The following is a 24,011-nucleotide window of genomic DNA, read 5'->3' as shown; positions in this document are numbered from 1 at the left end:
GAGAAAATCGAAGAGAATTAACAGTCTCCATCTAAAAAATTGAATGATTAATAATTTATTGATTATTAATAAATTATTGCTGATACCGCTCCGACGGCAGGCGACCTGGCGCCAGACGTCGCCAGGAAGGCACATTCTGCTACTTTATTCATCAATTTTCGTGGTCGTAAAGACAAGCGATTGCGCTGTATTTAAACGTGTTTTTTTGTCAATGCGGCTGTTTCAGGCGTCAATTTTGCATTTTTATACCCTATAAATAGAGATTGCCAGATGTTCATGACGCATTGCATCAGAGGTGTTATTGGCCTGACTAAGACAAGGCGCCCACGAGGCGTGGGCGCGTAAGGAAGGAGAAAAAATTAAACAGATTATTTGTAGATGGTGGCGGTGCCAAACATCTTGTTCTCGCCGCTTGCGGATTCAACAACATAGCCTTTCGCACCTTGTTCCCGGGCTTTTTCTGCCAGTTTGGCCTGCAAATCGTCAAGATTGTCGGCACCGGTGGCAGAAACTGTTCCTGCCGGGCGTAGCTGTCCGGTCTCACCGTTAGTCATCTGCTGAGGTGCGCCGGCGACGGAGAAAGAAAGCGTTGCCAGGACACCGATGGCGATTGCGATCAACGTTTTTTTCATATGCACATCCTCTCAGTTACAGCGGGGGCACTTAAAGTGTAGGTGGGGATGCAAAGCGAAATGCGGCAAAAAATCGCGGATGTTCTGTCTGTTTTTTGAACGAAAGCCGCAGGGAGAGCACATCGGCCAGCGCGTTCTGGCCGATGCGGCAGCGCTAGCGCGCGTCCGGGCGAATCATATCAAAGCGCTGGGCTTCTTCGATGGTGTAGTAGGCCGAAGGCCCGCCCGCGCGCAATATCGGGTTGGCTTTTGCGGTTTGGTACACGCCGTTTTCCAGCAGCATCTCATCAATATGGACGGCAACCACCTCGCCGAGCACCAGCCAGCTTTCGACTGGGCTGCCGTCCGCGGTCGTTAGCTGAATGCACTGCGACAGGCGGCATTCGAAGTTAACCGGGCTTTCCGCTACCCGGGGCGCGCGCACCAGCTGGCTTTCGGCGGGCGTCAACCCGGCGCGGACAAACTCATCCTCGCCGTGAGGCAATGAGGCCGAGGTTTCATTCATGGCGTCGGCGAGCTCGCGAGTGGCAAGGTTCCAGACGAATTCCCCGGTTTCGACAATATTGCGTACGCTGTCTTTCCAGCCGCTGCTGGCAAATCCGATAATCGGCGGGCGATAGTTAAAGCAGTTGAAAAAACTGTAGGGGGCCAGATTTCGTCTTCCGGCGGCATCCTGAGAGGCAATCCAGCCAATCGGGCGCGGGCCGATGATGGCGTTAAGCGGGTCGTGCGGTAATCCATGTCCGGCGGAGGGCTGATAAAAATACATAGCGTACCTGAAACAATGAGAAGGTTTATCCAGCCTCCCTTATTTACCTCGCCGCCGTCAACGGGTATCTTACGCCGCTGCTGACAGGAGGATGCCATGAAAACTCAAAAGCCGGGTCTGCACCCGCGTAACCGCCACCACCAACGCTACGATTTACCGGCGTTGTGCCAGATCTGCCCGGAACTTTCGGCATTTCTCCTGCTTAACCCGGCGGGGGAACAGACCGTCGATTTCTCTCGTCCGGAGGCAGTAAAAGCGCTCAACAAGGCGCTGTTGGCCTTTTTCTACGATGTTAAACAGTGGGATATCCCCGACGGTTTTCTCTGCCCGCCGGTGCCGGGGCGCGCTGACTATATCCACCATCTGGCCGATCTGCTGGCGGAAACCTGCGGCGAGATCCCCCATCAGGCGAATATCCTCGATATCGGCACCGGCGCCAACTGCATTTACCCGCTGATTGGCAGCCATGAGTACGGCTGGCGCTTTACCGGCAGCGAAGTGCATTCCCAGGCGCTCAGCAGCGCGCAGGCGATAGTCAACGCCAACCCGGGCTTAAGCCGCCAGATTCGCCTGCGTCGGCAGAAAGATCCGAAAGCGATTCTCTGCGGGATCGTGCATAAGAATGAGGTGTATGACGCCACGCTGTGCAACCCGCCGTTTCACGACTCCGCCGCCAGCGCGCAGCAGGGAAGCGAACGTAAGCGGCGTAATCTGGGGCTTGGCGATCGCGATGCACTCAATTTTGGCGGCCAGCAGCAGGAGCTCTGGTGCGAGGGGGGCGAGGTGGCGTTTATCAGCCAGATGATTGCCGAAAGCGCCCAGTTCGCGCAGCAGGTGATGTGGTTTACCTCGCTGGTCTCCCGCGGCGACAATCTGCCGGAACTTTATCGCGCGTTGACCCGCGTCGGAGCGGTAAAGGTGGTGAAAAAAGAGATGGCCCAGGGACAAAAGCAGAGCCGTTTCATCGCCTGGACCTTCCTTGACGACGACAAGCGCCGTCGTTTTGCCGCCCGCGCCCGCTAACCGGCGGCGCGTTTGTCTGGCCTCGCGGGCGAGGCCAGACGTACAGCATCAGGAGACGTGCTGCAGGAATTCCTGCAAACGCTGACTTGGCGGGTTCTGGATAAGATCGTGCGGATTACCGTCTTCCGCAATGCGCCCTTTGTCGATGAAGATCAGGCGCGACGCGACTTTCTCGGCAAAGCCGACTTCGTGCGTAACGATAACCATCGTCATCCCTTCTTCCGCCAGATCCTGCATGACCTTCAGCACCTCGTGGCGCAGCTCCGGGTCAAGCGCCGAGGTTGGCTCATCAAACAGCATCATTTTCGGTTTTACCGCCAGCGCGCGGGCGATGGCGACGCGCTGCTGCTGGCCGCCGGAAAGTTCAGACGGATAGTGGTGCGCGCGCTCGGCAAGCCCCACTTTTGCCAGCAGCTCTTTCGCCAGTTTTTCCGCCGCCTCTTTTGACGCGCCGCGCACGCGCTGCGGGCCAAACATGACGTTTTCCAGCGCCGTCAGATGCGGGAACAGATAAAACTGCTGAAACACCATACCGGCTTCCTGGCGGATCAGGCGCTCGTCCACTTTCGGGTCGTTAACCTTCAGACCGTCGACGATAAGATCGCCGCTGGTTATCTCTTCGAGCTTGTTGATACAGCGCAGCAGGGTGGATTTCCCGGAACCTGACGGCCCGATAATGACCACCACCTCACCCTTGGTGATGTGCAAATCAATATTGTGCAGCACCTGGGTTTTGCCAAAGTGCTTGGAGACGTTTTTAAATTCAATCACAGGATTTTCATCCTTCTTTCAAGACGGCGCAGAACAAAGCTCAGAACCAGAGTGATGAGGAGATAAATAACCGCAACGGCGCTCCAGATTTCCAGCGCGCGGAAGTTACCGGCGATGATCTCTTGCCCCTGACGGGTCAGCTCGGCGACGCCGATCACGATGAACAGCGAGGTGTCCTTGATGCTGATGATCCACTGGTTGCCCAGCGGCGGCAGCATACGGCGCAGCGCCAGCGGCAGGATCACGTGGCGAATGGTTTCACGACGCGACAACCCTAACGCCAGTCCGGCTTCGCTGAATCCCTTATGGATAGACAGCACCGCGCCGCGGGTGATTTCCGCGATATAGGCGCCGGAGTTGATCATGATGGTGACGACTGCCGCAGAGAAGGGGTCAATGCGCAGATCGGGCAATGCCATCGGCAGGGCGAAGTAGATGAACATCACCTGCACCACAATCGGGGTGCCGCGAATGACTTCGATGAAAACCAGTGCGATGTGGTTTGCAATCCAGCCGCCGTAGGTGCGGGCAAAACCGGCGACGAGGCCGATAATCAACCCGCCAACCAGACCGAGGACCGAAATCCACAGGGTCATTTTGGCGCCTTCAAGCAAGATAGGAATGGCAGGCCAGATGGCGCTCCAGTCAAACTGCATGATAATTTCCTGTTACCGTGGTTCAAAATAACAGGGGCGAAAGGTCGCCCCTTAGTTAACGATCGTTTTTAAGAATTATTATTTCGGTTCAGTACCGAACCACTTCTTATAGATTTCGTTATAGGTGCCGTTTTCACGCAGGGTTTTCAGCGCGCCGTTCACTTTTTCACGCAGCTCGTCGCTGCCTTTCGGGAAGGCGATACCGTACTGCTGCGCTTCCAGAGACTCGCCTACCGCTTTGAACTGACCGTTGCCGGCAGTTTTGATGAAGTAAAGAATGTTCGGCGTGTCGTGCAGGACGGCATCAGCGCGGTTGGTGCCCAGCTCCATATAGGCGTTATCGATGTTCGGGAACTGACGCAGGTCTTTCGTTTTGATGTTGGCTTTTGCGTAGTCGACAGAACCGGTGCCGCTCTTCACTGCAACGACTTTACCGTCGAGATCCTTCACGCTTTTGATGTCGTTATTGTTGGCTTTCACCATCACCAGCAGGCCGCTTTTGTAGTAGCCGTCAGAGAAGTCGATCGCTTTTTTACGTTCGTCGGTAATGGTGATGCCTGCCAGCGCGACGTCAACGTTTTTGGTCTGCAGCGCAGGGATGATGCCGCTGAAATCCATCGGCTTCATGGTGTAGTCGAGTTTCAGCTCTTTGGCGATAGCGGCCCACAGATCCACGTCGAAGCCGACGTATTTGTCGCCTTGTTTGAATTCGAAGGGAACGAACGCAGTATCGGTCGCGACCACCAGTTGCTTATTCGCGGCCTGGGACGATACCGCAAATGCCAGGGTAAGTGCAGCCAGTGAAACTTTTAATACAGACTTCATAGCATTTCCTTTTTTATCGATGGGGCGATCCCCTGCGGGAACGAATCGCATATGAAAGAATCGTGCCAGTTTTACAACCTGTTGTTTTTGCAAGGAAGTGGTTGTCAGGTGTTGCACATAAATTGTAGCAGGGCACAGGCGATGCACCACGATGGAGCACCAAAATGGTGCGCAAAGGGGACGGCGCCTTCTTCCCCGCTATTAAGCGCGCAATGTGCTGATAAAACAACCTTCCGTTAACGATTGTGTGAGGTGATTATTACAATTGTTTTACTTATTTTGGATTTTGGCGGAGTACGGGGCGCACCAGAAAAGTGCAAAGCCCCTCTGGAGAGGGGCCAGGGGGAACGCTAAGCTCAAATCACTCGATGTTGGCTTCGATAAACCACAGGAACTTATCAAGGTCCCGGGATGCCGCAGTGAAAATGTCGGCGGTGTCTTCGTCTTTTGCTTCGCTAATGGCTTTGCGGACATCGTTAGCGACGATGGCGTAGCGTTCCGCCAGTTCTTTCAGGTGATCCTGTACGCTGTGAATATCCAGCGGATAGCTTTTCAGCGGCGTTTTGCTGTTGATGACCTGGGTGGTGCCGAGGGCAACGCCGCCCAGCTGTACGGCGCGTTCTGCCATGGTGTCCAGGTGGTCGGTCAGCGCGGTGCGAAACCCATCCAGCATTTCATGGACGGCGATAAAGTTTGCGCCGCGCATATTCCAGTGAGCCTGCTTGGTGATAAGGGACAGATCGATGAACTGGATAACCTGGCGGTTCAGCAGCTCCACGGTCGCCTTCTTGTCGCTATCAGAGACATCGTTGCGGGTATAAAGCAGATTTGATGTTTTCGTTTTTACCAGTTTAGCGGTGGCCATAATCCATCTCCTCTCGATGTTATTAGTCCAGATATTTTCCGGGATTAAGTATAACAGCGCAGAGAAGGCCCGAGGCGCAGAAGGTACCTATCAATCCGATAGCGCAATTAACATCGCTCATTGCGCTAAAAATGGGCGTTTAGCCAATATCCACGTGCTCAATTTTGCTCTCCCGCCGCTGGGTCAGGGTCGAGCCCATTGACGCGGCGATGATGGCGCCAAGCGCCAGTGTTTGCGAAAAGGTCAGCACTTCGCCGAGAAAAATCATGCCGGAAATCGCCGCCAGCGCGGGCTCCATGCTCATTAATGTGCCGAACGTGCGGGTGGGCAAACGGGTGAGAGCGATCATTTCCAGCGAGTAGGGCAGCGCCGTCGACAAAATAGCGATAGCCAGCCCTAACGGCAGTATTGACCAGTGCCACAGGGCGTCGCCCGCCTGCAGCGCGCCGATGGGGACGAAAACCAGCGCCGCGATCAGCGAGCCCATGGCGACCGTCGCCGGGCCGTGCTCCTCCCCGGCGCGTTGGCCTGCCAGAATATAGACGGCCCAGCAGGCGCCTGCCGCCAGCGCTAACGCGGCCCCGGCCAGGTCCACGTGCGCGACGTTCTGGCCGAGCGGCAGCAAAAACCATAGCCCCAGCACCGCCAGCGCGACCCAGATAAAATCGACCAGTCGCCGCGAGGCGAACAGGGCGACCGCCAGCGGACCGGTAAACTCAAGGGCAACGGCTATCCCTAACGGAATACGCTGAATCGACAGGTAGAACAGATAGTTCATGGCGCCAAGCGACAGGCCGTAAAACAGCAGCGGCAGGCGCTGTTCACGGGCAAAGCGCAGACGCCAGGGTTTAAAGATGCAGACCAGGATAAGGGTGCCGAGCGCCAGGCGCAGTGCGGTTACGCCGGGCGCGCCGACAACCGGAAAGAGCGATTTAGCAAGCGATGCGCCGCTCTGAATTGACGCCATGGCGATCAGTAAAACAAGGACTGGTAACCACGCAGGCACCTTACGAGACAACCCTGGCATCCTTTCTCCTGTCAGATTTTGTCAAAAGAGGTAAAACCCGCAGTGTAAATGAATTACCCCTCTCCGGTTTAGCGTTTGTTGAAAAAAAAGCGCCGGGAAGCTCGTAGAATGTTTGACCGTTAGTGGAATATTTCACTACCAGATTAGGATTAATCTGGATGAGCGTGTCGTTCCTTAGGCGCCATAATGGCGAATCATGCGTGAAAGTGGCTGATATTTGAAAGGGATAGTCAATCATGGAAACATTTAGTTACACGAAAGCCCCCCTTAGACAACATCAATCACAAAGAGTTTCTTAACAATTTTTGATATATTTAAAACTTAGGATTTACTTGAAGCACATTTGAGGTGGTTATGAAAAAAATTGCATGTCTTTCAGCACTGGCCGCAGTTCTGGCTGTTTCCGCAGGTTCCGCAGTAGCAGGCACTTCTACCGTTACCGGCGGTTACGCTCAGAGCGATATGCAGGGCGTTGTTAACAAAGCGAACGGTTTCAACCTGAAATACCGCTACGAGCAGGACAACAGCCCGCTTGGCGTGATCGGTTCCTTCACCTACACCGAGAAAAACAACACCGACGGCGGCTCTTACAACAAGTCTCAGTACTACGGCATCACTGCGGGTCCGGCTTATCGCATCAACGATTGGGCGAGCATCTACGGCGTAGTGGGTCTGGGCTACGGTAAATTCCAGTCCACCGACTTCCCGACTGCAAAAGCTGACACCAGCGACTACGGTTTCTCCTACGGCGCGGGCGTTCAGTTCAACCCGATCGAAAACGTTGCTCTGGACTTCTCCTACGAGCAGTCTCGCATTCGTAGCGTTGACGTTGGCACCTGGATCGCAGGCGTTGGTTACCGTTTCTAATCACTTCGGTGATAATAAAAAATCCGCCCGTTGGGCGGATTTTTTTTGCCTGTAAAACCGGAGCGTTACCGGCTTTTGGTGGAGAAAGGGTCGGTGCCGAGATGGTTAAAGTCCACTTTCTGCAGCTGGAAGTTGGTGATATAGACCGGGCTGGCCTTCTGCTCTGAGATGAAACGGTACGGGCTCGCGATTTCTTTTGCCTGAATGCCGGTCCACTGCGAGAAAAAGCGCAGGAAATCATTCGCCGAACGGCGCGCCTTGATGACGCGGTGGGTTTTATCATCGCTGGAGAGCACCATAAACGGCACCTGGAAGTTCTGCTGGAACTTGTCGTCGTGCGCCAGATACTGCACCTCTTTACCGCGTTCTTTGAACGCCAGACCATGGTCGGAGAAGTAGACCATGGAGAAACTTTCGCCGGTATTACGCAGCTGCTCATACAGTTTGCTGAGCAGATCGTCGGTTTGCGTCATGCTGTACAAGTAACAGGATGTTTCTTTCGACTGTACGAAAACGTCATACTTTCCCTGGGTGCGATCGCAGGCCTGAGGGTGCGAACCCATCAGGTGTAAAACGATCATCTGCGGCTGCGTACGCGGCGTCGACAGCACCTGGGCGGTCATTTTCAACAGGTCCTCATCACGGGTATTTTTATCCGCTTCGAAATCGCCGCTTTTCAGAAAATGGGCCTCATCGGCGCGCTTGGCGATGCTGGCTATCGCCGTATCGTACTGGCCGATTTGCCCCTGGTTGGAGAACCACCAGGTCTGGAAACCGGCGCGGTTGGCGAGGGTGACAAAGTTATCCTGATACTGCGGCTTGCCGTCCACGACCCGGTTGAGGGTCAGGCCCAGCGATTTTTGCGTTGAGCCGCTGGCGGCAATGTAGTCGGTAAACAGCGTGCCGTTGACGTGGCTGGCAAACGGCGTGTTGTCCCAGTGACCGCCGAACGCGCCGAGCGCATCGCGGCGCGCGCTTTCGCCGATGACCACGACATAGGTGTGATACTTCGGTTTTACCGCCACCACGTTCCAGGTATCTTTTTGGTTGGCAAACTGCGCCAGGCGCGCCTGTTCGTCCAGCACCTGCCGGTTGCTGGTAACAACGTCATGCGCAAAGCGCACGACCGGATAGCCAATTTTGCTGATCCGAAAAACGCCATCCCACGCGATTTCCTGCACCGGTCTGACAAAGGCGACGCCAATACAAAACGCCAGGCACAGTAGTTCGATTTTGCTCCATGCCCGTTTTTCTTCGTGCTTGCGGCGAAAGGCAATGACGCCAAGGACGAAAATAAAGACCGCAATAAAATAGCTGTACCACGGAAATATTGTCAGGATCTCGGTGGATTCTTCAACGTTTGTGGAATGCAGCGCCAGCAGCGTATTAAAGTTAGGCGCGCCGTAGGCCTGAGCAAACGGGTAATAAAAGGCGGCAATCAGGGAGACGGCAGCGAGCAGAACTTTCTGCGCGCGCGGGGCCGCACGCCACAGCAGGTGCAGTACGCAGGCAAAAGCGACGGTATACAGCAGGCTGAAAGGGTACCCTAATGCCAGATTAATCAATAAGGACTGTAAAACGTAAAATCCGGTCCACGGGCTTAACGCCAGGCCACGCGCAGCCAGCGATTCTTTCAGCGTAATATTCATAGGTCACAATCAAAAAAACCGCCATGTGCGTCCCCTGGCGTCAAGGGATTAAAAACTGCCGGGTAGTGCGTGTAGAAGGGGTTCAACGAGGCGCAGAAGCAGCAGGTTGCAAGAAGATAGATTTGATAGAAGAGAAGATCAACTGTCTATAACAAATTGTTTTGCGAGGAAGATTGCAAATCCAGAAAAAAAGAGGGGTTTTGTGGGAAAAACGGTCAGTATTTCACGTTCAGATGACAGAAAAATGAAGCGGCGTACCGCGACGCCGCATTAGTGGGATGGCTTATTTTGCTGCGGTTTGCCGTTGATGATGTCGCACAGCATGTTGACCAGCATCAGGCGTACCTTAAAGGGAGAATGGCTAAACACGCGTAAGCACCTCTTCAGTTCGTTCATAGGGCCTCCTGAACCTTTCTGCTCCTTCGTTCCGTGAAGGAATGTTCGTATTACATACAGATATAGCATAGGCTATATTATATAGCTATGGCTAAAACGTTAAATTTTTGTGCTCTGAGCCCAATCCTTTACAATGGGGGTACCTTTATAAGATGCTTTGACGCGTCACCATGATGAGGAAGCATAATGAGCCGTCGCCCGGGCACGCCAGGAATAAAAAAAGTGACGCAATTAGTGAATGTCGAAGAGCATGTCGAAGGTTTTCGCCAGGTGCGCGAAGCGCATCGCCGCGAACTGATTGATGATTACGTTGAGCTGATTTCCGATCTTATCCGCGAAGTGGGTGAAGCGCGCCAGGTGGATATGGCGGCGCGTTTAGGCGTTTCGCAGCCTACCGTCGCCAAAATGCTCAAGCGACTTGCCGGCGTAGGGCTTATCGAGCAGATTCCCTGGCGCGGCGTCTTCCTGACCCCGGAAGGCGAAAAGCTGGCGCAGGAAAGCCGCGAGCGTCATCAGATAGTGGAAAACTTCTTACTGGCGATCGGCGTGAGCCCGGAGATTGCCCGCCGGGACGCCGAGGGGATGGAGCACCACGTCAGCGGAGAGACGCTTGAGCGTTTTCGCCAGTTCACCCTCGCCGCTGACCAATAATCGCCATGACGCTGCCGTTTGTGCGGTCGTTACTCCATGACCGCTTTTTGCATCTGCTGGTGCTGACGGGCGTACTGCTCAGCGTCTGGCAGCCGTTTCATCCCGCTGCATGGCTGACCGCCATCGACTGGCATACCATCGTGACCCTGAGCGGCCTGATGCTGCTCACCAAAGGCGTTGAGCTGAGCGGCTATTTTGACGTCGTGGGACGGAAAATGGTGCGGCGTTTCGTTACCGAACGCCAGCTGGCGCTGTTTCTGCTGCTCGCCGCGGCGCTGTTGTCGACGTTTCTGACCAACGACGTGGCGCTGTTTATCGTGGTGCCGTTAACCATTACCCTCAAGAAATGGTGTGCGATACCGATCAACCGGCTGATTATCTTTGAAGCCCTGGCCGTGAATGCCGGATCGCTGCTGACGCCGATCGGCAACCCGCAAAACATTTTACTCTGGGGACGCTCCGGGCTGTCGTTTACCGCCTTCAGCTGGCAGATGGCGCCGCTGGCGCTGGCGATGGTGCTGACCCTGGTCGCGCTGTGTTGGCTTTGCTTTCCGGCAAAAGCGCTGCACTACCAGAGCGCCGACCGTACGCCGCCCTGGCAGCCGAAGCTGGTAGGGTGCTGTCTGGCTTTCTACCTTATTTTTCTGCTGGCGCTGGAGCTCCGCCTGGAGCTTTGGGGGCTGGCTCTGCTGGTGGCAGGCTTCCTGGCGCTGGAAAGAAAAGTGGTGTTCAGCGTCGACTGGACGCTGCTGCTGGTCTTTATGGCGATGTTCATTGATGTCTATCTGCTCACCCGGCTTTCCCTGCTGCAGACGCTGCTGGGCGGTATCGGCCAGTATGGCGACGTCCGGCTGTGGCTGACGGCGATTGGGCTGTCGCAGGTGATAAGCAATGTGCCATCAACTATCCTGCTGCTGAACTATGTTTCTCCTTCCCTGCTGCTGGCATGGGCGGTCAACGTTGGCGGGTTCGGCCTGCTGCCGGGGTCGCTTGCGAACCTGATAGCGCTTCGCATGGCTAACGACCGCCGCATCTGGTGGCGTTTTCACCTCTATTCGTTACCGATGCTGCTGTGGGCTGCCACGGTAGGGTATCTGCTGCTCGTCTGCCTTCGTTAGGGCCAGGCTCGCCCTGCCGCGAGCCTGAATATCGGCAAAACCGGCTTTCTCTTTTCGAAACTGCTCACACATCCCGCACAATGTCTTTGCCTGCGCCGTCATTTTTGTTTATATGACTAGTCATTAAATGCAGATGACTAGTCATATGGAGGGGCGACAGAATGAACGCATTGCCAGCAGGATTTTTATGGGGCAACTCGGTTTCCAGTATGCAGACCGAAGGCGCGTGGAATGAGGGAGGAAAGGGAATGTCGGTCTACGATATTCGCGAACCCGGCGAGTTTACCTCCGACTGGAAGGTGGCCACCGATTCGTACCACCGCTATCAGCAGGATTTCGACCTGATGAAAGATCTCGGGATGAACTGCTACCGCTTTCAGATATCCTGGAGCCGCGTCTGTCCGACCGGCGACGGTGAGTTCAATGAAGAGGGTATCGCATTTTATCACCGCTTCATCGACGACCTGATCGCCCGCGGCATTGAACCGATGATCTGCCTGTACCACTTCGATATGCCGCTGCACCTTGCACAAACCTACAACGGTTTTACCGATCGCCGGGTCATGGAGGCGTTTGTCCGCTACGGCCAGAAGATGATCGACTGCTACGGCGACAAAGTGAAATGGTGGCTGACCTTTAACGAACAGAACCTTTACCACATGCCGGAGGCGTTTCGTATTTCCGGTTATATGCGCGGAGAACAAACCCTGCGCGACCTTTACGCCATCCAGCACCACGTGATGATGGCCCACGCCCATCTGACCGATTATCTGCATCAGCACAAGCCGGGACAGCTGATGGGCGGCATGCTGGCGCATGCGCTGGTCTACCCGGCGACCTGTAAGCCGCGGGACATCTTTTGCGCCCAGCAGGTCGATGAATTCTTTAACCAGAACCTGCTGCGGGTATTCGCTGGCGAAGGATACAGCCCAGAGGTCATGGCGCTGGTCGAGCGCGAAGGTTTCCGCTGCCTGTATCGCGATGAGGATCTGGCGCTACTGGCGCAGATCAAAAACGACTATCTTGCGTTTAGCTACTATGCCAGCAGATCTCTCGACAGCGACGCGATTCCACCCGATACCGCAGTCAACAACTACATGCTGTATGGCGATAAACGCAACCCGTATCTGCAGGCGACCGAATGGAGCTGGCAGATAGATCCGCTGGGTTTTCGCACCATTATCACCCGCTATTACAACGACTGGCGGCTGCCGGTGTTCCCCATCGAGAACGGCATCGGGGTGATTGAGCGCTGGGATGGCGTTAATCCGGTGGAGGATGATTACCGCATTGCGTACCACCGCGATCATATCAACGCCATGAAGGACGCCATGTTTGAGGATGGCGCTCAGGTTATCGGCTATCTCGGCTGGGGGCTTATCGACATTCTCAGCTCACAGGGCGATATGCGTAAGCGCTACGGCGTGGTTTACGTTAACCGCGAAAACCATGACCTGAAAGATCTTAAGCGCGTGCCGAAGAAGAGCTACGCGTGGTTAAAACGGGCGATTCACAGCAACGGCGAAGCGCTGTAAGGTGCCGCTGTCGAACCGCGTTCAGCTGGGTTCGCGGTCCGGCGGCTCAGTTGATAATCATCCTCTTTGGTGTATTCTTCTACCTGCCTTTTCGCCACGTTTCTGCGAGACAGGCATTAAAAACAATGGGATAACCAAGTAAAAGAAGGAAGGGGCAATGGCGGCGAAGTATCTGACGATTGCGCGCGAAATTAAGAAACGCATTATCAGCCAGCGGTATCCCGCAACCGAGCCATTGCCCGACCAGTTTGCGCTGGCGGCCGAGTTTCAGACCAGCAGGATGACCATCCAGCAGGCGATGCGCCAGCTTATCGTTGAAGGGCTGATTTACACCCGCCAGGGGCAGGGCACTTTTGTGCGCAAGAATTTTCTGCAGCTCTCACAGTGGGATCTTGCCGGCAGCGACTACTTCGGCGCGACCAAAACCTGGGAGCATCTGGGGACGGTCGCCAGCCGGGTTATCCGCTTTGAGCTGCGTTTCCCCAGCGAAAAAGAGCAGTCGTCGCTGCTTATCAATGCGGATGCGCCGGTGTACGACTTCGTGCGCCTGCGGTTATTAAACGACGAGCCGGTGTCGCTGGATGCCACCGTCATGCCGGTCAATCTGGTGCCGGGCCTGAATAAAAGCCACCTCGAAAGCTCGGTGTTCCGCTACGTGCAGGAGAGCGTGGGGCTGAAAATTATGGGCTCTTATCGGGTGGTGCGCGCAATCAAACCGGATGCGCTGGACCAGCAGCATCTTATCTGCAGCGACAGTGACCCGGTACTGGAGGTGGAGCAGGTGATTTATCTGGAGGACGGCACGCCGCTGGAGTATGCGCACTGCCATTACCGTTACGATCACGGCGGCATTGTGATTGTGAATAACGGCTGAGGTTTATACCTCAGTCAGAATCTCAAAATAGCTGTCCGTTTCTTTTATATAGAAATCGTTCAGGCAGCGCGCCGCAATTTTATTGCTGCGAAACAGCGAGCCTAATTTACGGATAGGTGAATATTTTATTTTACTGGTATTCACTCGCGACAGACCATAGTCGTGCTCGAGCTCGCGAACATATTGAATAGTTTGCGCTGAAACGTAGACAGAGGCTTGAGATAGCAGGAAAAGCTTACTGATCCAAATATCATCGGCACGTGGACATACCGTCAGGTAATCTTCGTTATTAAGATAAGTCTGCTTAATATGCGACTTTTTTAATACCACACCGCCGAGGCCCGTAATAATATAGTCGCTATCTACCACACCAGATGTACGAATCAGTGGAAACTTGCGATAGGTATCAAGAAGGTTATTTTTCTTCTTTACTATTTTTCTTACGCGCGCGGCGACAACGTACTGCTGGTTGTGCTGATAAAAATCATTCAGCAGACTTTCGGTCCACTGTTCATTATAAATTGCGTCGTCATCGGCATAGATCAGAATGTCATCCGGCATTGCCGCATGCAGCGCGGGGAAAAGCTTGCGGTAGGGGCCGGTATTTTTGACCCATTCAAAAACCACGTTGGTACCCGATTTGCGGATTTTTTCAGCCCAGGCGGGTTCTTCACGAATGCCTTCATCGCTGAGGTAGGCTTCCCGGGAAACCCATACGACGATTTTATCTACAGGCACAGACTGATTAGCCAGAGACCAGACGGTTTGCGAGCACAGATACAGGCGCGATTTTGTGGTGGTTAAATTAATGCTGATCATCTCGTACCTGCCTGCTGCCCTGAAACCTGACATAATCCGCAAAAGTGGATTTTTCCTCTTGTATTAGATCGTAAGACTATCATTTACATTGTAGATTGTAACCGAAGCACCGCACGAAGTGTTCCTTTATAATGTGCACCAGGTTGAGAATTTACCTATCTTTGCGTTAGCGTGCAAAGCACCTGTTTATTTGTTATTTATTCTTACAATTAAATATAAATAAACAAAAAAATACCCCGGAAAAATCCGAGGTATTTAATATTACGTTACATATATTGAGTATTAATTCAGACGTACCGGCATACCGGAGCGGTTCTGGACGGCCTGATTCAGCACGTTCTGGTCAACGTCGGCCTGACCGGTCACGGCCTGCACCGTCTTGTTCAGCGTTACCGGCACGGTTTCACCGCCGGTGAACTGGGCTTCAGTGGTGGACAGCGGGTTGTGAACTTCAATATAGCGACTGCCGTCCGGCTCCGTGGTGGCTTTCACCGCTTCATCAATAAACTGTACGCGGGTGCCGACCGGCACGTTCTGGAACAGGAATTTGATGTCATCGTTACGCAGGCGCACGCAGCCGTGGCTTACGCGCAGACCGATACCGAAGTTGGCGTTGGTGCCGTGAATAGCGTACAGACGGCCAATGTACAGCGCGTACAGGCCCATCGGGTTATCCGGGCCGGCAGGAACAACGGACGGCAGCGGATTGCCTGCGGCAATATATTCCGCATGCATTTTCGCCGTCGGCGTCCAGGTCGGGCCTGCTTTCTTACGCTCTACTGCGGTTGTCCAGTTGATCGGCGTATCTTTGCCCAACTGGCCGATACCGATCGGCAGCACGATTACCGTGTTGGTGCCTTTCGGGTAGTAGTACAGGCGCATTTCGGCGCTGTTGATGACGATACCTTCATGCGGCGTGTCCGGCAGGATCAGCTGCTGCGGAATGTTCAGCACGCTACCGCCCTTCGGCAGATACACATCGATGCCCGGATTGGCTTCGGTCATGTTGGACAGACCCATCTGATACTCGGCAGCAAAGTACTCCAGCGGCTGCTTGTTATCTTCCGGGATGGTGATCACCTGGTTCTGACCAATCAGACGACTGCCATCTGTCGGTAGCGGGTAAGTGACGGCTGATGCACTATTGCAAAAGCCCACTACGGCGAACGCCGCCGCAAAAAACATCGATAGTTTCATTTTCATGTTAAGTGAAGTATCAGAGCCTTACAGGCTGTTGGTGGTTAAATCGGGCGTTAGATGGGAGCGCATTATATGTGCATTCCTTCCAACAGGGAAATCAGATGTGGATTAAATCACACTTTTTTCGCGTTACTGTCAGTATAGCCGCGCGAAAGGCGGGGCGATTTTAATTCAGAACTGTGGCAAAATACGGCGTTTGTCACATCTTTCAGGATATGCCCGTGTTAGTTACCAGCAACGTTACCATGCAATTCGGCAGTAAGCCGCTGTTTGAAAACATCTCCGTTAAATTTGGCGGCGGCAACCGTTACGGCCTGATTGGCGCCAACGGCAGCGGTAAATCCACCTTTATGAAAATCCTCGGCGGCGATTTAGAACCGACGCTGGGCAACGTTTCCCTCGATCCTAATGAGCGCATCGGCAAGCTGCGTCAGGATCAGTTCGCGTTCGAAGCCTTCACCGTTCTGGATACCGTGATTATGGGCCACGGCGAACTGTGGGAAGTGAAGCAGGAGCGCGACCGCATTTACGGCCTCGCCGAAATGAGCGAAGAGGATGGCTACAAGGTGGCCGATCTGGAAGTGAAATACGGTGAAATGGACGGTTATTCCGCCGAAGCGCGCGCCGGCGAACTGCTGCTGGGCGTGGGGATTCCGGTTGAACAACACTACGGCCCGATGAGCGAAGTGGCGCCAGGCTGGAAACTGCGCGTGCTTCTGGCGCAGGCGCTGTTCTCGAACCCGGACATTCTGCTGCTCGATGAACCAACCAACAACCTGGATATCGACACCATCCGCTGGCTGGAGCAGACGCTGAACGATCGTGACAGCACCATGATCATCATTTCGCACGACCGCCACTTCCTGAATATGGTCTGCACCCACATGGCGGATCTCGACTACGGCGAGCTGCGCGTCTATCCGGGCAACTACGATGAGTACATGACCGCCGCGACCCAGGCGCGCGAACGCCTGCTGGCCGATAACGCCAAGAAAAAGGCGCAGATTGCCGACCTGCAGTCGTTCGTCAGCCGCTTTAGCGCCAACGCCTCGAAATCCCGTCAGGCAACCTCGCGCGCCCGTCAGATTGACAAGATTAAGCTCGAAGAGGTGAAAGCCTCCAGCCGCCAGAACCCGTTCATCCGCTTTGAGCAGGACAAAAAGCTGTTCCGCAACGCGCTGGAAGTGGAGGCGCTGGCCAAAGGGTTCGATGAAGGCCCGCTGTTCAAAAACTTCAACCTGCTGCTGGAAGTGGGCGAAAAGATTGCCATTCTCGGCGCTAACGGCGTGGGTAAATCCACCATGCTGAAAACGCTGGTGGGCGAGCTGACGCCGGATAACGGTACCGTGAAATGGTCTGAAAACGCACAGATTGGCTACTATGCGCAGGATCATGAGTACGAATTCGAAAATGACCTGACCGTTTTCGACTGGATGAGCCAGTGGAAGCAGGAAGGCGACGACGAGCAGGCGGTACGCAGCATCCTTGGCCGTCTGCTGTTCAGCCAGGACGATATCAAGAAACCGGCGAAAGTGCTTTCCGGCGGTGAGAAGGGCCGTATGCTGTTCGGCAAGCTGATGATGGAAAAACCGAACATTCTGGTGATGGACGAACCGACCAACCACCTGGATATGGAATCCATTGAATCGCTGAACATGGCGCTGGAGCTGTATCAGGGTACGCTGGTCTTCGTTTCTCACGACCGTGAGTTCGTTTCATCGCTGGCGACCCGCGTCATTGAGATTACGCCAGAGCGCGTGGTGGACTTCAGCGGCAACTACGAAGATTATCTGCGCAGCAAAGGTATCGACAATTAAAAAAGCCGGGTGGCGGCTTCGCCTTACCCGGCCTACGTTCTATCCCCTCTCCCGGTGGGAGAGGGTTAGGGTGAGGGCATCAGGCCGCACTAAATCACCCACTCGCCCCCTTCAATCCCGTTCACCAGCAGCCTGCGTTTTTCCCCCGCCGGTAATGACACCTTCAGGGCTTTCCACGCCGGACGATAGTCCCCGCGCGCGTTGACCTTCAGGTTGATGGTGGCGCTGTCACACACCATTTCCCATTCCACCCACAGCGCATTGCCGTGCTGATAACCCCAGCTTTCGCCGTCATCCTCAAACAGCAGGCCGGACGTACGGCCGACGCCTTTCACCGGGAACAGTTGCAGCGCGCGGGTATCGTCTTTTTCAGCGGACACGTGGGTAATACGCTCGCTCTGCGGCAGACCGGCCCCCGCGCGCACCAGCAGCGGCAGTTTTTCCAGCGGCGCATCGACGGTTATCCACTGGCCGCCGGAGTGCCACGCGTGCGTATAAAAATCGTACCAGCCGGTTTCGTTATCCGGCAGCCAGACCCGGCGCCGGCGCTGTCCTGGTTCCACTACGCTTGCCACCAGGATATCGCGCCCCAGCAGGAAGTCGTCGCACTCCTCGAAGGTTTGCGCATCATGCTCATGATCGAGGAACGTCGGGCGCAGCATTGGCTCATCGTCGGCGTGCGCCTGCCACAGCAGGGTGTACAGATACGGCAGCAGGCGGTAGCGCAGTTCAATGGCGCTGCGAATCGCCGGGGTGATGGCCGGATACATCCACGGCTCGTTGACGGTCTGGTCGTCGTTCCAGGAGTGAATGGTAAAGCGCGGATGCATTACGCCGTTTTGCACCCAGCGTACGAACAGCTCGGCGTCCGGCTTATCGCCGGAAAACCCGCCGACATCGTGACCGACGTTAAACAGCCCAGACAGACTCATGCCGACGCCCATGCGGGTGTTATAGCGCAAGGTATCCCAACTGGTGCGGTTATCGCCGCTCCAGGTCTGCACGTAGCGCTGCATCCCGGCGCAGCCGGAACGGGAGATCAGGTACGGGCGTTTGTCCGGCGCAAAGCGCTGCTGCGCCTCCATCGAGGCCCGCATCATCAGCAGCGGCATTACCGGGCGAATATGCTTGATGGCGATCGCGTTGCCGAATCCATGGCAGCGCGCCTCGCCGTCCCACACTTCGAACTCGTTGTTGTCGTTCCAGGTCGCGTCGATGCCCATTTCCAGCAGCTGGCTGGTGACGCCGTCCTGCCACCAGGCCACGGTCTCCGGGTTGGTGAAGTCGAGGTGCGAACCTTCGTCATCCCAGAAGCTGGAACGTTCCGGCGCATCGGATTCGGAATCGCGAATGAATAGCCCGCGGCTGGCCACGTCCTGATAGCGCGGATGGTCCTGCAGCAGGCACGGCTTAATATTGGCGGCCAGCTTCAGCCCCGCGTCGTGAAATGCCTGGCTCATCACCTTCGGCTGCGGCACCTTGTCGTAGTTCCAGTTAAAGACGTAGCGCTTGCCGTTAATCGAGGTGTAGCCGGAGGAGAGCTGGAACGAGTCGCACGGAATCGCGTGTTCCTGGCACAGGCGAATAAAGTGCATCAGCTGGTTCTGGGCGTCCGGCGCGTCGGTGTAGTGCATGGTCGAGCCGCTGTAGCCGAGGCTCCATTTCGGTCCGAACAGCGTCTTGCCGGTCAGGCGGACAAACGCTTTGGTGACGTCCAGCACCCGTTTGCCGGTGAAGATGTAGTAATCGATATCGCCCGCTTCCGCCTGCCAGCGACGGTAGGCGGTGTGGTAGTTATCGATCTCGTTACCCAGGTCCAGCCAGCTGCTGCTGAGGTTATCGTAGAACAGACCGTAGCTCACCTCATCGCAGCGGGCGATGGTGAACGGAATATGCTTGTACAGCGGGTCGGTGCTGACGGCGTTATAGCCCATGGCGTCGAGGTTGCGCATCTCGTAGCGCTTACCGGTACGCTGCAGGTCGCCTGCTTTCTCGCCCAGGCCGTAGAAGCGCTCATCCCTGCGGCGGCTCATATAGTGCGCGACGCCGTCGCCGTGCGCGTTTTGCAGATAGGCGCTGGTCGGGCGGTCGCGGGTCAGGAACTGCCATTCGCCCGCCGCGTCGCGGTAGTGCCATTCCAGCCATAGCGGCTGGTGGACGGTGACCCGCAGCTGCGAGGTGGCGATACTCAGACCGTCATCCCGCTTTTCCAGCGTCCAGCCTGGCAGGGTGAAACCGCTGAGATCGTCGCGGGAGCGGCCTTGCCACGGCACGTCCTGCGCGGGCGCAATGCTCCAGGTTCTGTCCAGCGCCAGCCCGCCTTTGCGTTTGAGCAGCACGCGGAACAGGTTGTCTTCGAGCACATACAGGCACAGCGTGTGCTGCACGTCGACCAGCAGCTCGACGTGATGAGCCGACTGTTTTTCAAAACTCCAGTGTTTAAGCGTCTTCATTTTCTACTTCCACTCTCAGGCGCGCGTGGCGCGGCGTTCAGCGATAAATGCAACCAGGAAAAAGGCGCCAATCAGGTCAAAGAAGCCCATGGCGATAAACAGCGGGTTGAAGCCTATCTTGTCGGCGGTCACCCCGATTAACAGCGAAAACAGGAAGCTGGCGATCCACGCCGCCGAGCCGCGCATACCGTTAACCGTCGCCATCTGGCCTTTATCGAAGGACTCCACCACCAGCGCGCTCAGCATGCAGGAGATGATCTGGTGGCCAAAACCGCCGATGGAGATAAGGATGATGGTGATGTACGGATCGCGGGTAATGGCGACGATGGCCAGCGAGATCATCAGGAATGCGCCTGTGACGGAGCTGGCGATAACCGAATTCACGCGCGAGCAGCCGAACAGGCGGGTATAGAGTTTGGTCAAATAGCCGCTGGCGATGCTGCCGAGATCGGCGGCGAGAAACGGCAGCCAGGCGAACATGGCGATCTGCTTCAGATCCATGCCGTGCTCTTTTGCCAGATACAGCGGCACCCAGAAGCTCAGCACGGCCCAGGCGGGTTCGGCCATAAATGCCGGGATGGCGATACCGTAGAAGCGTTTATTTTTCGAGACGGTTTTCAGCGCGGTCAGGAAGGGCAGCTTCACCGCAGGCGGTTCGTGGTCCTGCTTGATATAGCTCAGCTCGTCCTCGCTCAGGTTCGGGTGTTTTTCCGGATTGTGGTAAAACGCCCACCACAGGACGACCCACACCAGCGCCAGCACGCCGGTAAACATAAACGCGCCCTGCCAGCCGAAAGAGGCGTGGGCAAAATAGATAATTGGCGGCGCCAGCATCGCGCCGATGGAAAAGCCAACGCCCGCCCAGCCCGCAGCGACAGGGCGTTCTGATTTCGGGAACCACTCGCCTATCGTTTTGGCGTTAGCGGGCGTTGCGGCGGCTTCCGCGCCGCCCATAAAGAAGCGCAGGAGGGCCAGATGCAGCCAGTTTCCCGCCCCGGCATGGGCGATACAGGCGATGGCCCACAGTACCGCGCAAATCATAAAGCCGAGCTTCAGACCGATGACGTCAATCAGCCATCCGCAAAGCGGCTGGAAGAGGGTATAGGCGAGCTGAAACGCGCCGACGATCCACGAATACTGCTCGGTGGTGATGCCAAGGCTGGTTTTCAGCTCCGGCGCCAGAATACCCAGCGAGTTGCGCGTGATGTAGTTAACGGTCACCCCGAGTAAGAAAAGAATAAGCACCCACCAGCGCAGGTTTTTCACTACCCGACGGGTTTTGCTGACCGTCATATTGTTGTTAACGCCTTGGCTCATAGAAATCTCCAGAAGACGGTTTGTAGGAGGTAATAATGACCAACCCGATCCAGAAGTTGTCACACCAGTTTTTTTATTTCATTGAAACTTATTGGTTTTATTTTAATTATCTTCCAGATAACTAGTATGGAAGCTGTCAGGCCAATTCAGGTTAAGACAGAAAAAAGGCGGGCAGTAGTCCAATTTATGTAATTTTTTTCATAGTGTGGCGATATGCTGCGGTAATATTGTTTTGCAGGCCGTATTAACAGCCAAAATTTGCTGTGAAAATTCTTTCATTTTCAAAATGGAGACAGATCACAATTTGGACAAAAAGCTAAAAATCGCCGAAATCGCCGGGCGTACCGGGCTGTCGGCCAGCACCGTATCGCGCGTGCTGGCGGGGAAAGCGAATACCAGCGAAAGGGCGCGCAAACGGGTGTTGGCGTGCGCGCGCGAACTGGGCGTAATGGACGGCATGGCGGCGGGGCGCATGCTGCTCAACAGCCTGGTGGTCTTTGCGCCGCAGCGGGCCTTCGACGAGCGGTCCGACATCTTTTACTATCGCGTGATCCAGAGCATCAACAAAGCGCTCTCGGCTCATGAGGTGCGGTTGCGCTACTGCGCGCTGGAGGAAAACGACAGCGACGCGAACCTGTTTCTGGCGCGAATGAACGAGGCGGAGACCCAGGCGGCGGTGCTGCTCGGCATCGACGACCCCCATATCCACACGCTGGCCGCTGATTTCGCCAAGCCCTGCGTGCTGATCAACTGTCGCGATGAACACATGCGCCTGCCGTCGATTGCGCCGGATCACCGGCTGATCGGCCAGTGCGCCGCCCGCTACCTGTTTGCGATGGGGCACCGGGCGGTGATGAACGTGATGTGCCTGCGTCGCTACACCATGGATCTTCGGCTGGTGGGGATTAAAGAGGCCTGGCGCGCGCAGAACCTGCGCTTTCTGGACGCCCGGGATCTCATTACCGTGCCGAGCTTCAGCGCCCGGGAAACGGAAGAAAGCGTCGGTCACTGGCTGGACGCGCAAAAGGGCAAGCCGCTGCCGACCGCATTTCTGGTCGGCGGCGATTTTATGGCGGCGGGGACGATTAACGCCCTGCAGCAGCGCGGCCTGCGGGTACCGCAGGATGTGTCGGTCATGAGCATCGACGGCTTTAACCTCGCGGCCATCCAGGATGTGCCGCTGACGGCGGTGCATGTCCCGCGCGACGAGCTGGGAACCGAAGCGGTGCATATGCTGCAGCAGCGGCTGATCCGCCCGCAGGCGCCGTGCGGTTCGCTGCTGCTGCACGGCGAGTTGGCGGTGAGGGATTCGGTGCGGCGGATACGCCCGGGCAACCGACGCACCGCCGTTCAGGGGGAAGGGCTTTACGACGACTAAGCGTCCATACCTAACGCACGTTTGCCGTGGTGGTTAAGGTCGGCAAGGGTGAATCGCCCCTGCCAGTCAGCCTCATAGTCCTCGCGCGGGAAGTCGCCAGGAGACGCGCCTTTTTCCAGCGCGGCCCTGACCTTGTGGGCATAGGCCCGGTTTTTATCGCACATCGGGGCGGCCGGAATGTACATCACATTCCCCCAGCCCTGCTGGTCGGCGACCGGCGCCACGGAATGAATCACGTCGCAATGCCACCAGACCGAGTCCCCCGCCTCCAGCGCCGGAATGGAGGTTAGCGCGCGGATAAGCAGCGGGTGCCACTGCTCGGAAACCGGCAGAACGCGGCCCGGCGCCACGCCGCAAAGTTCGTCCTCCGGCACATCGTCCAGCAGAGGGCGCAGCAGGATATAAGCCATCGCTTCCGGGATAGGCACCACGTGCAGCAATCCCTGATGTGGGATCATATCCGACAGCGCTGTCCAGCCCTGGAAGGTGCGGAATACCGAACATTTGGTGGTGTTATCCACGGTGTACTCTTCGACGTCCGTGCGGTGGGCGGCATCCCACGGATCGTAGCGGGCGATATCGCCGTTAAAGACGTTTTTGAACACCTGCTGATAGGCTGGCAGCAGCCAGCGTTCCAGCGCGCCGGAGTCGGTGTGCGCGCCCAGTCCTTTCGAGGTGGTTCCCGGCGGGCGGCGGCGGATGCGGTCCGGGTAAATCACGCTGACGTCCGGGTCAAACCACCGTTTACCGTCGGCCTCGAAGCGCCACAGGCGGTTGAGGAATGACTGCACCGTCGCCATCTCGTCGCTTTGTCGCGCCTGCATCTGCGCCTGGGACCAGTAGATCGGATAGATTTCCGGGCGGGATGCCGTCAGGGTACCGAAAAAGTTATCACCAGGCCCTTTATAGACATCGTCAAAATGGTTGTCATCGAGATACTGCAGCATAGCGCTGTCCCAACCCAGCGCCTGTTCGCGGGGAAAGTGGCCTTTGATAACCGCGCATCCGCGACGTTTTACCGCCTCGCGCTGCGCTTCGGTGACGTGGCCACCGGCGAGGTCGGCAAACGGAATCACCGGCCATACCGGGTCACCCGCCGCTTTCAGGCGGTCGATTTCTGCCAGCCGGGATTCGATATGGGTTGTCAGCTTGTCAAATACCGCCTGTACGTCGCCAATCTGCGCGCGCAGGATCGTTTTCATTTCACGGATCGCCGCTTTGTGATCGGCGGGCAGGGTGTCGTGGGTAAAGGTAAGCGCCATGATGACCTCTCAATCTTTCATTCGAAAGTGATTTAACTTGCAAATGCTACTTTAAGTTAAAATTAGGTTAATGCAAGTTAAAAGATCTGATGAAAGCACAATCGCGA

22 protein-coding genes are annotated in these 24,011 nt (G+C 55.9%); 8 read left to right on the top strand and 14 right to left on the bottom strand.

The annotated features are described in order from the left end of the window. Positions 1-368: 368 nt before the first annotated feature. Positions 369-632 carry a DUF1471 family periplasmic protein McbA gene (gene mcbA, locus ENTCL_RS14985; protein ID WP_013366993.1) on the bottom strand — a complete coding sequence of 88 codons (264 nt, stop codon included), beginning with the start codon at positions 630-632 and terminating at the stop codon, positions 369-371. A 154-nt stretch (positions 633-786) separates the two neighbouring features. After that, on the bottom strand, positions 787-1,401 hold the full coding sequence (locus tag ENTCL_RS14980) for a flavin reductase family protein (protein ID WP_013366992.1): 615 nt from the start codon (positions 1,399-1,401) through the stop codon (positions 787-789). A gap of 96 nt (positions 1,402-1,497) precedes the next feature. Between ENTCL_RS14980 and rlmF the strand changes: the two genes are divergently transcribed. Then, positions 1,498-2,424, top strand: coding sequence for a 23S rRNA (adenine(1618)-N(6))-methyltransferase RlmF (rlmF, locus tag ENTCL_RS14975; protein WP_013366991.1), 927 nt, complete (start codon positions 1,498-1,500; stop codon positions 2,422-2,424). Positions 2,425-2,472: 48 nt separating this feature from the next. Here the strand turns inward: rlmF and glnQ are convergent, their stop codons facing one another. The 5 genes from glnQ to rhtA all read right to left on the bottom strand — a co-directional run bounded on the left by glnQ (position 2,473) and on the right by rhtA (position 6,568). Continuing rightward, complete coding sequence (glnQ, locus tag ENTCL_RS14970; protein WP_013366990.1) at positions 2,473-3,195, bottom strand: glutamine ABC transporter ATP-binding protein GlnQ; 723 nt, start codon at positions 3,193-3,195, stop codon at positions 2,473-2,475. Then, entirely contained in the window at positions 3,192-3,851 is a 660-nt protein-coding gene (glnP, locus tag ENTCL_RS14965) for a glutamine ABC transporter permease GlnP (RefSeq protein WP_013366989.1), read from the bottom strand. Before glnP ends, glnQ begins: the two co-directional genes overlap by 4 nt. A 78-nt stretch (positions 3,852-3,929) precedes the next feature. Further along, complete coding sequence (glnH, locus tag ENTCL_RS14960) at positions 3,930-4,676, bottom strand: glutamine ABC transporter substrate-binding protein GlnH (protein ID WP_013366988.1); 747 nt, start codon at positions 4,674-4,676, stop codon at positions 3,930-3,932. A 361-nt stretch (positions 4,677-5,037) separates the two neighbouring features. Then, positions 5,038-5,541, bottom strand: coding sequence for a DNA starvation/stationary phase protection protein Dps (gene dps / locus ENTCL_RS14955; RefSeq protein WP_013366987.1), 504 nt, complete (start codon positions 5,539-5,541; stop codon positions 5,038-5,040). 139 nt (positions 5,542-5,680) lie between these two features. Next, positions 5,681-6,568 (bottom strand): threonine/homoserine exporter RhtA, encoded by an 888-nt coding sequence (gene rhtA, locus ENTCL_RS14950; protein ID WP_013366986.1) that lies wholly within the window; start codon positions 6,566-6,568, stop codon positions 5,681-5,683. 354 nt (positions 6,569-6,922) lie between these two features. On the opposite strand from rhtA, the gene ompX reads away from it, so the two are divergent. After that, complete coding sequence (gene ompX, locus ENTCL_RS14945) at positions 6,923-7,435, top strand: outer membrane protein OmpX (RefSeq protein ID WP_013366985.1); 513 nt, start codon at positions 6,923-6,925, stop codon at positions 7,433-7,435. A gap of 65 nt (positions 7,436-7,500) precedes the next feature. Here the strand turns inward: ompX and ENTCL_RS14940 are convergent, their stop codons facing one another. Continuing rightward, positions 7,501-9,084: a phosphoethanolamine transferase gene (locus ENTCL_RS14940; RefSeq protein WP_013366984.1), complete on the bottom strand. Its 1,584-nt coding sequence runs from the start codon at positions 9,082-9,084 to the stop codon at positions 7,501-7,503. Positions 9,085-9,354: 270 nt separating this feature from the next. Next, positions 9,355-9,480 (bottom strand): manganase accumulation protein MntS, encoded by a 126-nt coding sequence (gene mntS / locus ENTCL_RS14935; RefSeq protein ID WP_013366983.1) that lies wholly within the window; start codon positions 9,478-9,480, stop codon positions 9,355-9,357. Between the two features lie 186 nt (positions 9,481-9,666). Here mntS and mntR point away from each other — a divergent pair, with 186 nt between their 5' ends. The 4 genes from mntR to ENTCL_RS14915 all read left to right on the top strand — a co-directional run bounded on the left by mntR (position 9,667) and on the right by ENTCL_RS14915 (position 13,658). After that, a complete protein-coding gene (mntR, locus tag ENTCL_RS14930) occupies positions 9,667-10,131 on the top strand; it encodes a manganese-binding transcriptional regulator MntR (RefSeq protein WP_013366982.1) in 465 nt (154 codons plus the stop codon). A 5-nt stretch (positions 10,132-10,136) separates the two neighbouring features. Then, on the top strand, positions 10,137-11,249 hold the full coding sequence (locus tag ENTCL_RS14925; RefSeq protein ID WP_013366981.1) for an SLC13 family permease: 1,113 nt from the start codon (positions 10,137-10,139) through the stop codon (positions 11,247-11,249). A gap of 161 nt (positions 11,250-11,410) precedes the next feature. Further along, a complete protein-coding gene (locus ENTCL_RS14920) occupies positions 11,411-12,784 on the top strand; it encodes a glycoside hydrolase family 1 protein (protein WP_013366980.1) in 1,374 nt (457 codons plus the stop codon). Positions 12,785-12,941: 157 nt separating this feature from the next. Continuing rightward, positions 12,942-13,658, top strand: coding sequence for a GntR family transcriptional regulator (locus ENTCL_RS14915; RefSeq protein WP_013366979.1), 717 nt, complete (start codon positions 12,942-12,944; stop codon positions 13,656-13,658). A gap of 3 nt (positions 13,659-13,661) precedes the next feature. On the opposite strand, the gene ENTCL_RS22435 is transcribed toward ENTCL_RS14915, so the two are convergent. Beyond that, positions 13,662-14,477, bottom strand: a complete 816-nt coding sequence (locus tag ENTCL_RS22435; RefSeq protein ID WP_013366978.1) for a glycosyltransferase — start codon at positions 14,475-14,477, stop codon at positions 13,662-13,664. A 282-nt stretch (positions 14,478-14,759) separates the two neighbouring features. Further along, a complete protein-coding gene (gene ldtB / locus ENTCL_RS14905) occupies positions 14,760-15,680 on the bottom strand; it encodes a L,D-transpeptidase (protein WP_125451939.1) in 921 nt (306 codons plus the stop codon). Between the two features lie 218 nt (positions 15,681-15,898). Between ldtB and ENTCL_RS14900 the strand changes: the two genes are divergently transcribed. Beyond that, positions 15,899-17,494 (top strand): ABC-F family ATPase, encoded by a 1,596-nt coding sequence (locus ENTCL_RS14900; protein WP_013366976.1) that lies wholly within the window; start codon positions 15,899-15,901, stop codon positions 17,492-17,494. Positions 17,495-17,583: 89 nt separating this feature from the next. Here the strand turns inward: ENTCL_RS14900 and ENTCL_RS14895 are convergent, their stop codons facing one another. After that, on the bottom strand, positions 17,584-19,947 hold the full coding sequence (locus ENTCL_RS14895) for a glycoside hydrolase family 31 protein (RefSeq protein WP_013366975.1): 2,364 nt from the start codon (positions 19,945-19,947) through the stop codon (positions 17,584-17,586). A 15-nt stretch (positions 19,948-19,962) separates the two neighbouring features. Continuing rightward, positions 19,963-21,264 (bottom strand): MFS transporter, encoded by a 1,302-nt coding sequence (locus ENTCL_RS14890; RefSeq protein ID WP_013366974.1) that lies wholly within the window; start codon positions 21,262-21,264, stop codon positions 19,963-19,965. Between the two features lie 286 nt (positions 21,265-21,550). Between ENTCL_RS14890 and ENTCL_RS14885 the strand changes: the two genes are divergently transcribed. Next, positions 21,551-22,642, top strand: a complete 1,092-nt coding sequence (locus ENTCL_RS14885; RefSeq protein WP_013366973.1) for a LacI family DNA-binding transcriptional regulator — start codon at positions 21,551-21,553, stop codon at positions 22,640-22,642. On the opposite strand, the gene ENTCL_RS14880 is transcribed toward ENTCL_RS14885, so the two are convergent. Next, positions 22,639-23,904 carry a DUF1479 domain-containing protein gene (locus ENTCL_RS14880; protein WP_013366972.1) on the bottom strand — a complete coding sequence of 422 codons (1,266 nt, stop codon included), beginning with the start codon at positions 23,902-23,904 and terminating at the stop codon, positions 22,639-22,641. The genes ENTCL_RS14885 and ENTCL_RS14880 overlap by 4 nt on opposite strands. Positions 23,905-24,011 lie beyond the last annotated feature (107 nt).

The sequence above is a fragment of the [Enterobacter] lignolyticus SCF1 genome, assembly GCF_000164865.1.
Classification (GTDB): Bacteria; Pseudomonadota; Gammaproteobacteria; order Enterobacterales; family Enterobacteriaceae; genus Enterobacter_B; species Enterobacter_B lignolyticus.
This window is presented reverse-complemented; position numbering and strand designations above follow the sequence as displayed.